9 protein-coding genes are annotated in these 8,851 nt (G+C 70.8%); 2 read left to right on the top strand and 7 right to left on the bottom strand.

Annotated features, from left to right (window positions below; all coding sequences use genetic code 11):
• A partial coding sequence (locus ACFV4K_RS19810; protein ID WP_379276628.1) for a nitroreductase family deazaflavin-dependent oxidoreductase occupies positions 1-1,677 on the bottom strand: 1,677 nt, incomplete at its 3' end.
• A 112-nt stretch (positions 1,678-1,789) separates the two neighbouring features.
• Between ACFV4K_RS19810 and ACFV4K_RS19805 the strand changes: the two genes are divergently transcribed.
• Positions 1,790-2,365: a TetR/AcrR family transcriptional regulator gene (locus ACFV4K_RS19805; protein ID WP_379276626.1), complete on the top strand. Its 576-nt coding sequence runs from the start codon at positions 1,790-1,792 to the stop codon at positions 2,363-2,365.
• A 3-nt stretch (positions 2,366-2,368) separates the two neighbouring features.
• Here ACFV4K_RS19805 and ACFV4K_RS19800 read toward each other — a convergent pair whose 3' ends face one another.
• The 6 genes from ACFV4K_RS19800 to ACFV4K_RS19775 form a co-directional block, all read right to left on the bottom strand.
• Positions 2,369-3,115, bottom strand: coding sequence for a short-chain dehydrogenase/reductase (locus ACFV4K_RS19800; protein ID WP_379276625.1), 747 nt, complete (start codon positions 3,113-3,115; stop codon positions 2,369-2,371).
• Positions 3,116-3,131: 16 nt separating this feature from the next.
• A complete protein-coding gene (locus ACFV4K_RS19795) occupies positions 3,132-3,995 on the bottom strand; it encodes an SDR family NAD(P)-dependent oxidoreductase (RefSeq protein ID WP_379276623.1) in 864 nt (287 codons plus the stop codon).
• Between the two features lie 131 nt (positions 3,996-4,126).
• Positions 4,127-4,657, bottom strand: coding sequence for a PadR family transcriptional regulator (locus ACFV4K_RS19790; protein WP_379276621.1), 531 nt, complete (start codon positions 4,655-4,657; stop codon positions 4,127-4,129).
• Positions 4,658-4,699: 42 nt separating this feature from the next.
• Positions 4,700-5,569: a ribokinase gene (locus tag ACFV4K_RS19785; RefSeq protein ID WP_379276619.1), complete on the bottom strand. Its 870-nt coding sequence runs from the start codon at positions 5,567-5,569 to the stop codon at positions 4,700-4,702.
• 24 nt (positions 5,570-5,593) lie between these two features.
• Positions 5,594-5,932, bottom strand: a complete 339-nt coding sequence (locus ACFV4K_RS19780; protein WP_379276617.1) for a GNAT family N-acetyltransferase — start codon at positions 5,930-5,932, stop codon at positions 5,594-5,596.
• Complete coding sequence (locus tag ACFV4K_RS19775; protein ID WP_379276615.1) at positions 5,929-7,449, bottom strand: MFS transporter; 1,521 nt, start codon at positions 7,447-7,449, stop codon at positions 5,929-5,931. The genes ACFV4K_RS19780 and ACFV4K_RS19775 overlap by 4 nt, the downstream gene beginning before the upstream one ends.
• A 59-nt stretch (positions 7,450-7,508) precedes the next feature.
• On the opposite strand from ACFV4K_RS19775, the gene ACFV4K_RS19770 reads away from it, so the two are divergent.
• A complete protein-coding gene (locus tag ACFV4K_RS19770; protein WP_379276613.1) occupies positions 7,509-8,777 on the top strand; it encodes a glutamate-5-semialdehyde dehydrogenase in 1,269 nt (422 codons plus the stop codon).
• The last annotated feature ends 74 nt before the right edge of the window (positions 8,778-8,851 follow it).

The raw sequence follows: 8,851 nt of genomic DNA, 5'->3' as shown, positions 1-8,851 counted from the left end.
CTCCAGGGCCGCGAAGGCGGCGCGGGCGAACGGGGCCAGTATCGGATGCGGGGCGAAGCCGCGGGTGCGGGCCACCACATCGTCGTCGGGGAGCAGGACCGCGGTGCCGGTGCGCCAGCGATCACCCTGACGGACCCGGACATTCGGGTCGGCGGAGATGTTCAGGCCCCAGCCCGAGCGCAGCCCGTGCTGGCAGATGGTCCACGCGCCCTCGTCGTCGAACAGCAGGGACACCGGAACCCGGCGCGGCTGCCCGGATTTGCGGCCCACGGTCTCGATCTCGCTGGCGAAGCTGGTGCGGATGCCGACCTTGTCGAGCGCGCGCACGGTCGGATTCATGACCGCGCGGCCGACGGCCCGCTCGATCCGGAACTTGCGGGCGGCCCGGTCGGCGGCGCTGCGCGGCGCGGTCGGCCGCTTGCTGCGGAAGGCGTCGAAACCATTGCGGCGCAGCATGATCACCGCGGTCCGCCACGGCGAACGGTCCGGATCCGGGGCGCTGCCCGCGCCGAGCAGGTGCAGCTGATCGGTGTGCCACTGCAGGTCGACCGCGCCGTCCATAGCCTCGAGTCCGCGGTTGGGGGCCAGGCGTGGCGGCAGGCTCGAGGTGATGCGCGGGGACCGCAGTGTGTCGGTGCGCTCGGTGATCAGGTCGGCCGCGGCGGTGGGGACCACCGCGGTCGGGCGGCCCAGGCCGATCACGTCGCAGGCCCCCTCGGACAGTGCCTCGGACATGGCCGAGCGGGATCGGAAGCCGCCGGTCACCGCGATCGGCACCGAGCCCGCGGCCTGCCGGGCGGTGCCCGCGTAGTCCAGGAAGTACGCCTCGCGGGCGCGGGTGCCGGCCGAGACGGTGCTGGGACGGTTCAGCATGGCGGGGGATTCGTAACTGCCGCCGCTGATCTCGATCAGATCCAGCTGCTCGGTGGACAGCTGTTCGATGACCGCGCGCGACTCCTCCTCGGTGAATCCGCCGCGCTGGAAGTCCGCGGAGTTGAGCTTGATGCCCACGCCGAACCCGGGGCTCACCGCCGCGCGGATGCTCCGCGCCACCTCGAGCACGAAGCGCCGCCGCCGTTCGGCGTCACCGCCCCAGGCGTCGGTGCGCTGATTGGACAGCGGGGACAGGAACTGGGAGACGAGATAGCCGTGCGCGCCGTGGATCTGCACGCCGTCGAACCCGGCGGCCTCGGCGACCCGGGCGGCGGCGCCGAAGCGGGTGATGATGTCGAGGATCTCGTCCTCGGTCAGCGCGCGCGGGGCGGGGATGCCCGGAATGCCCACCGCGACGGCGGAGGGGGCGACCGCGCGGGTACGGGTGACGATTGGATTGGCCTGCCGTCCGGGATGATTCAGCTGCACCCAGACCTTCGCGCCGCCCTCCTTGGCGATCTTGGCCCAGCGGGTGAGCGCGCCCAGGTGGCGTTCGTCCTCCATGGCAACATTGCCGGGCTCGCCGCAGTGCCGCCGGTCGACCATGACATTGCCGGTGACGATCAGGCCGTAGCCGCCGCGGCTCCACTGCCCGTAGAGACGTTCCAGGCGCGCGTCGGGGGCGTTGTCGCCATTCGCCAGTCCCTCGCTCAGGGCCGACTTCATGATGCGATTGGGTAGCACCTGCCCGCTGGCCAGGGGTAGGGGATCGGACAGGGTCGGCTGTGGGGCTGCCGGGGGCATGGGTGCTCCGATTCCTCGTCGAAGTGCTGATCGGCGGACTACACTCGGTAGACCAATCGGTATATCGCTGACGGTAGTACACCGATCGGTATACAACAAGGAGGAATCGACCATGGGTGCCCGCGACCGCCTCATCGACAGCGCCATCGCCCTGATGCGCTGCAACGGCATCGCCGGAACGGGCATCGCCCAGCTGCTCGAGCACAGCGGCATCTCACGGCGGTCGATCTATCTGAACTTCCCCGGCGGCAAATCCGAACTGATCGCCGAGGCCACCCGCGCCGCCGGGAAGGCCACCAGCGCCCTCATGCGCACCGTTACTGCGAGCACCGACCTCGCCAGCACCATCGCGGCCTTCCCGGCCATGTGGCGAGAAGTCCTGGTCGCGAGCGATTTCGCCGCCGGTTGCCCGATCGCCGCCGCCGCCCTGGGCCGCTCGGAATCCCCGGAGGCCGCCGACGTGGCGGGGGAGACCTTCCAGGAGTGGGAGAACATCCTCGCCACCCGCCTGGAAGCCGAGCAGGTGGAACCGGCCACCGCCCGCGCGCTGGCGACCACCATCATCGCCGCGGTCGAGGGCGCGGTCGTCATGTCGCTGGCGACCCGATCGACCGCACCCCTGGAACGCGTAGGTCGGCAGATGGCCGACCTCGTCGCCCTGCACACGGCGACGACGACGGCCGTCTGAGTCTCAGATCAGGCTCAGGCCACCGTCGATGGTGACGACGGTGCCGGTGGTGTAACCCGACCGGTCCGAAGCGAGAAACGCTGCCATATCGGCGATCTCGCGCGGATGGGCCGGGCGGCCGAAGGGGAAATCGGCGGCCATCTCGGCGAAGCGGGCATTGTGCTCGATGAGCGCGGCGATGCGCGCCGTAGCCACCGGACCCGGGTTGATGCCGACCACCCGGATGCCGTCGCGCCAGCTACGACTGCCCAGGGCGCGAGTGAAGGCCATGAGCGCGGCATTGGCGGTGCTGCCCGCGATGTACTCGGCGTCGGGACGCTCGCCCGCCGCGCCGATCACATTCACGACCACGCCCCGGCCCTGTTCCTTCATGCGGGCGTAGACGAGGCGGCTCAGGTTGATGTAGCCGAACACCTTCAGCTCCCACCCGTGCCGCCAGGCCTGCTCGTCGACCGCGGCGAGGGAACCGCCGGGCATGTCCCCGGCATTGTTGACCAGAATATCCGGCGCGCCGGCGAGAGCCGCGAGCCGCTCGATATCGGCGGCCTCGCGCAGGTCGGCCGGGTGGGTGTGGACCTCGACGCCATGCACGGCGCGCAGCCGCTCGGCGAGGTCGTCGAGGCGTTCCTTGCCGCGGGCGGCGAGATGCAGATGGCAGCCTTCGGCGGCCAGTACGCGCGCGATCTCCGCGCCGATGCCGGCGGACGCGCCGGTGATGAGGGCGGTTCGCCCGGTGAGTCCCAGATCCATGTGCTCGATTCCTGATTCAGTGGGCGGGGGCGGGTTCGATGCCGGACAGGCCGAGGGCGCGCTGGAAGACGCTGTCCCGCAGCCGGGCCGGGATGCGGGAGAGCCATACCGCCAGCCGCGCATCGGTTCCCGCGATATAGACGGCTTTCGGGCGCCGGGCCGCGACGGCCCGGACGATGGCGGCGGCCGCGACCTCCGGCGGGGCGTACCGCTGTCCGGCGGCCGCCGTGTCGAAGGCCACCAGCTGGCGTTCGTAGAGTTTCACCGTCCGCGGATCGGCCTGTGCCCGTGCGGATTCGGCGGCGGCGGTGGACTTGGCGAAGATTTCGGTGCGCATGGCCCCGGGCTGCACGATCGACACCGGGATACGCCACGGGGCCAGCTCGACCCGCAGTGATTCCGAATACGACTCCAGCGCGGACTTGCTCGCGCCGATCGGGCCCAGGAACGGGAAGGCGGCCCGGGCGCTGGCCGCGCTGACATTGACGATGCGGCCCCCGCCGGCGCGTAGCAGCGGCAGGAACGCCTGGATGACGCGCACGGGGCCGTGCACATTGACCTCGAACTGGCGATGCCATTCCTGGATGGGCACCAGTTCGACGGGGCCCTGCACGAGTACGCCCGCATTGTTGATCACAGCGTGCAGGCCGTGCCCGTCCTGGGATTTGTCGATGTATTCGGCGGCCGCGGCGACGCTGCCGGGGTCGGTGACGTCGAGGGCGATCTGGGTGATGCCGGGGGCATCGAGCTCGGGCGCCGGTGTGCGGACACCGGCGTAGACGTGAAATCCCTTGGCGGTCAGGGTCTGTGCGCAGGCACGGCCGATGCCGCCGTTCGCGCCGGTCAGCAGGATGGCGCGCACGTTGGTGGGTGCTGTCATGGGAAAGCCTCGGATCGAGTCGCGGTTGATTCGCATATACCCGGGTACATAACCAAGGGTACATGTACCAAGGGACATGTCAATGGATGCGAGTACCCCTGTCGATGCGAATTCCGGTGTGGTGCGGGTGTTTACCGATCCTCGGCGATCTCGTCGCGCGCCCATTCCGCCCATTCCGCCAGCGCCTCGTAGAGCCGGATCCCCGCCTCGACGGTGATCCGCTTGGACTTGGCGTGCGGGTCGTCGCCGAAATCGCCGCGGTCCTTGGCCAGCGCGAGCTCCCGGTACATGGCCGCGGTGTCGCCGAAGAACTTGGCCTCGCGCTCGAGATGCTCGTCCAGATCGGCGGGGTCCATCAGCCAGGAGAAGAAGGACCGCAGCAGCGGTTCCACCCGCAGCGTGTGGTCGACCTCCTCCTCGACCAGCCAGCGGCGCACCTCGGCCAGGCCCGACTCGGTGATCCGGTACGCCTTGCGGCCCCGCGCGCCCTCGCTGTCGATCTCGATCATCCCGGCCTGGGCCAGCTTGCCCAGTTCGGCGTAGATCTTGGGGTGCCGGGCGGGCCACACCGGGCCCAGCGCCTCCTGGAACCGCTGGGCCAGGTCGTACCCGCTGGCGGGGCCCTCCGCCAGCAACCCCAGCAACCCATGCCGCAGCGACATGCCACACCCTTTCGTCGAGCCTCAGCCCATCATGACATTCGGCTATCGAGGGCCGGCCGCCGCGAGTACCGCCTCGACCTCGTCCGCCGCCGGAACCGATGCGCTGGCGCCCAATTTCGTGGTGGCCAGGGCCCCGGCCGCGCAGGCCCAGGCGAGCGCGGCCGCCGGACCCTCGTGCCAGTGCGCGGCGAGCGCTCCGGTGAAGGTGTCGCCCGCACCGGTGGTGTCCACCACCCGCACCGGAAAACCGGGGTGGGAGAGCGCGAGCCCACCGGGGCCTCGATAGGACGCGCCCGCACCGCCGAGCGTGGTGACGACGTGCGGGACGTCGCGCAACGCGGACTCCAGGCGCGCGGCCTCGCCCTCGTTGACCACGGCGATATCGACCTCGGCCCAGACTTCGTCCGGAAGGTCCCGCACCGGAGAGGGATTCAACAGCACCACGGTGCCGTTGGCCCGCGCGTGCCGCGCGGCCGCGAGCACCGCCGGCGCCGGAATCTCCAACTGGCACAGCAGCACATCCGCGGCCGCGACCGTCTCCAGATCCGCCGCGCTCAAATCCGTCATCCGCCCGTTGGCCCCCGCCACCACGATGATGGTGTTCTCGCCGCCGACGTCCACCACGATGGTGGCGATCCCGCACGGCCCGTCCACCTCCCGCAGCCGCGCGACCCCGACCCCGTCCTCCCGCAACACCTTTCGCAGCGCTTCCGCGAACACATCCGACCCGACCGCGCCGACGAACTCGACCTCCGCGCCGGCTCGGCGCGCCGCGATCGCCTGATTCGACCCCTTCCCGCCCGGCACCAGCGCGAACCCGTCCCCGGACACCGTCTCCCCGGCCTCCGGACGCCGCCCCACGGTCGTCACCAGATCCATATTGATGCTGCCCACCACCGCGATTCGCGCCATGGCCGGGACCCTAGTGCAGCCGGATCAGCCGAGGGCGGATTCGACGGTGGCGACGGCCTCGGGGGTGACCGGGTCGAGGATGTCGTCGAAGTCGTGGTGCTTCTCCACGTACGCCTTCACGAACGGGCAGACGGGGACGATGCGGCGGCCCGCCGCGCGGGTGGCGGTGAGGGCGGCCGAGATCAGCTTGGAGGCCAGGCCCTGACCGGCGTAGGCATCGTCGATCTCGGTGTGGAAGAAGATGCGCTGACGGCCGTGGTCGACATAGGCGGTGAGGCCCGCGCGGGTCTCGCCGACCTTGATGCCGAAGAACTGGGGGACGGTGTCGGTGGACTGGGTGATGGTCGGTTCGGTGGTGGTCATACGCGCTCGCTTCCGGTGGTCGGGATGTGGTGATCGGGTTCCAGGGGTGCGCTCGCCACGGCGGAGAAGGTGCGGCATTCGGGCTCGCACTCGGGCGGGGCGGTGCGCAGGGCGTCGTCGCGGACGGTGAAGAAGGCCAGGGCGGCGGCCGCGAGCATGAGAACGGAGCAGGTCACGATGGCCAGGTGGAAGCCGTGCGCGAAATCGGGCGGGTTGGTGTACGCCGCGCCGGTGAGACCCGCGAGCGGCGGGATGGCGGCGACGCCGAGCAGCCCCGCCGCGCGGGCGACCGCGTTGTTGACGCCGCTGGCCACGCCCGCGTGCCGTTCGTCGGCGGTGGCCAGCACGGTCGCGGTCAGCGGAGCCACCGCCAGGGTCAGGCCGAGGCCGAAAACCAGTGCGGCGGGCAGGACATCGCGCAGATACGAGGTGTGCAGGCCGACCCGGGTCATGAGCAGCATGCCCGCCGCCGCCAGCAGCACGCCGATGGTGATGGGCAGGCGCGGGCCGATGCGCTGGGCGAGTGCGCCCGCGCGGGCCGAGAACAGCAGCATCAGCACGGTCACCGGCAGCATGGCCGTACCCGCGGCGATCGGATTGAACCCGGACACCACCTGCAGGGTCAGCACCAGCAGGAAGAACACCACGCTCATCGCCCCGTACATGACGAAGGTGACCACATTGATCGCGCTGAACTGCTTGGCGGAGAAGATGGTCACCGGCAGCATGGCCGCAGGATCCTCGTCCGGGCGCGAGCGCCGCCGCTCCACGATCACGAACGCCGCACCTGCCGCGATCCCCGCGATCGCGCCGCCCCACAACAGCATTCGATTCGCGTCGTGTTCGGGGGCCATGGTCAGCGCGTAGGTCAGTCCAGCCAGGCACAGCGCCGCCAGCACCGCGCCCAGGACGTCGAACCGCCCGTGCGCGCCGACATCCCGCGTCTCGGGCACGTGCTCGACGGTCACCGCGATCACCAAGGCGGCCAACGGAATATTGAGCAGGAACACCCACCGCCATCCGGCCGCCTCCACCAGCCAGCCGCCCAGGAACGGCCCGATGGCTCCGGCCACGCCGCCCAGCCCGGACCAGGCCCCGACGGCCCGCGCTCGTTCCCCGGGCGCGAACGAGGCCTGGATGATGGCCAGCGATCCGGGTGTCAGCAGCGCACCGCCCACGCCCTGCAACGCGCGCGCCGCGATCAGCATCGAAATGTCCTGCGCCGCACCGCACAATGCCGAGGCGACGGCGAACCACACCACCCCGATCAGGAACACCCGCCGCCGCCCGTACCGGTCGCCCAGCGACCCGCCGAGCAGGATCAATCCGGCCAGGGTCAGCGTGTACGCGTTGACGGTCCACTGCAGGCCCGCCATGGACGCGCCGAACTCGTCCCCGATCCGCGGCAGGGCCACATTGACGACGGTGGCGTCCAGCATGGCCATCCCCGAACCGAGGACGGTGGCCAGCAGGACCCATCGACCGATGCCCGAGGACAACCGGATGCTCGCGGTCATGGGTCCAAGGTAACAACCTGCCCGCGACCGGCATCCGAACTGATCAGTAATCTGTCGGTATGACTGCTTCCACGACCACCGACCGGGACGCCGTCCGCGAGGCGGTGCACGACGCGGCGCGCCGGGCTCGGGTCGCGTCGCGGACGCTGGCCCAGCTCACCACGGCGCAGAAGGACGCCGCGCTGCACGCCGCGGCCGACGCGCTGCTCGCGGCCGCGGCCGCCGTCCTCGCGGCCAATGCCGAGGACATCGAGATCGCCAAGGCCGGCGGCACCGCCGAATCCCAGCTGGACCGGCTGCGGCTGACCGAGGCCCGGGTCGACGGGATCGCGGCCGGGCTGCGGCAGGTGGCCGCGCTGCCGGACCCGATCGGCGACGTGGTGCGCGGCAAGACGCTGCCCAACGGCCTCGAGATCCGCCAGGTGCGGGTGCCGCTCGGCGTGGTCGGCATGGTGTACGAGGCGCGGCCGAACGTCACGGTCGACGCCTTCGGGCTGGCGCTCAAGTCGGGCAACGCCGCGCTGCTGCGCGGATCGTCCTCGGCCGCGAACTCCAATGCCGCCCTGGTGAAGGTGCTGCGGGAAGCCCTTGAAGCGCAGGGTCTTCCGGCCGACGCCGTGCAGCTGCTGCCCTCCGAGGACCGCTCCAGCGTGACCCACCTGATCCAGGCCCGCGGCCTGGTCGACGTGGTGATCCCGCGCGGCGGCGCGGGCCTGATCAACGCCGTGGTGCGCGACGCGCTGGTGCCGACCATCGAGACCGGCACCGGCAACTGCCACGTCTTCGTCCACAAGGACGCGGATCTGGATATGGCCGAGTCCATCCTGATCAATGCCAAGACCCGGCGGCCCTCGGTGTGCAACACCGCCGAGACGGTCCTCATCGACCGGGCCATCGCCGAGGTCGCGGTGCCGCGCATGATCCGGGCGCTCGAGGACAAGGGCGTCACCATCCACGGTGACCTGCCGGGCCTGGTGCCCGCCACCGACACCGACTGGGCCGACGAATACCTGTCCCTGGACATCGCTTTGAAGGTTGTCGACGATCTCGACGCCGCGGTCGACCACATCAACGAGTGGGGCACCGGCCACACCGAGGCCATCGTGACCGCCGACCTGAAGGCCGCGCGCGAGTTCAGCGCCCGCGTGGACGCCGCCGCCGTCATGGTCAACGCCTCCACCGCGTTCACCGACGGCGAGCAGTTCGGCTTCGGCGCGGAGATCGGCATCTCGACCCAGAAGCTGCACGCCCGCGGACCCATGGGCCTGCCCGAACTGACGTCCACCAAGTGGATCGTGTGGGGCGACGGGCAAATTCGCCCCGTGTAGGAGAACCCGGCTTCCGCCGGCTGAATTGGGGTCCGGGGGTTTCCTCCCGGGACCCCCGAAAGTAGGAGGACTGC

Origin of the sequence: Nocardia sp. NPDC059764 (assembly GCF_042732555.1) — a bacterium.
Lineage (GTDB): Bacteria > Actinomycetota > Actinomycetes > Mycobacteriales > Mycobacteriaceae > Nocardia.
This window is presented reverse-complemented; position numbering and strand designations above follow the sequence as displayed.

Excerpts from the sequence above, each read along its gene's own strand:
- ACFV4K_RS19805 (WP_379276626.1), top strand. The coding sequence starts at position 1,790 with ATGGGTGCCCGCGACCGCCTCATCGACAGCGCCATCGCCCTGATGCGC.
- ACFV4K_RS19800 (WP_379276625.1), bottom strand. The coding sequence starts at position 3,115 with ATGGATCTGGGACTCACCGGGCGAACCGCCCTCATCACCGGCGCGTCC.
- ACFV4K_RS19795 (WP_379276623.1), bottom strand. The coding sequence starts at position 3,995 with ATGACAGCACCCACCAACGTGCGCGCCATCCTGCTGACCGGCGCGAAC.
- ACFV4K_RS19790 (WP_379276621.1), bottom strand. The coding sequence starts at position 4,657 with ATGTCGCTGCGGCATGGGTTGCTGGGGTTGCTGGCGGAGGGCCCCGCC.
- ACFV4K_RS19785 (WP_379276619.1), bottom strand. The coding sequence starts at position 5,569 with ATGGCGCGAATCGCGGTGGTGGGCAGCATCAATATGGATCTGGTGACG.
- ACFV4K_RS19780 (WP_379276617.1), bottom strand. The coding sequence starts at position 5,932 with ATGACCACCACCGAACCGACCATCACCCAGTCCACCGACACCGTCCCC.
- ACFV4K_RS19775 (WP_379276615.1), bottom strand. The coding sequence starts at position 7,449 with ATGACCGCGAGCATCCGGTTGTCCTCGGGCATCGGTCGATGGGTCCTG.
- ACFV4K_RS19770 (WP_379276613.1), top strand. The coding sequence starts at position 7,509 with ATGACTGCTTCCACGACCACCGACCGGGACGCCGTCCGCGAGGCGGTG.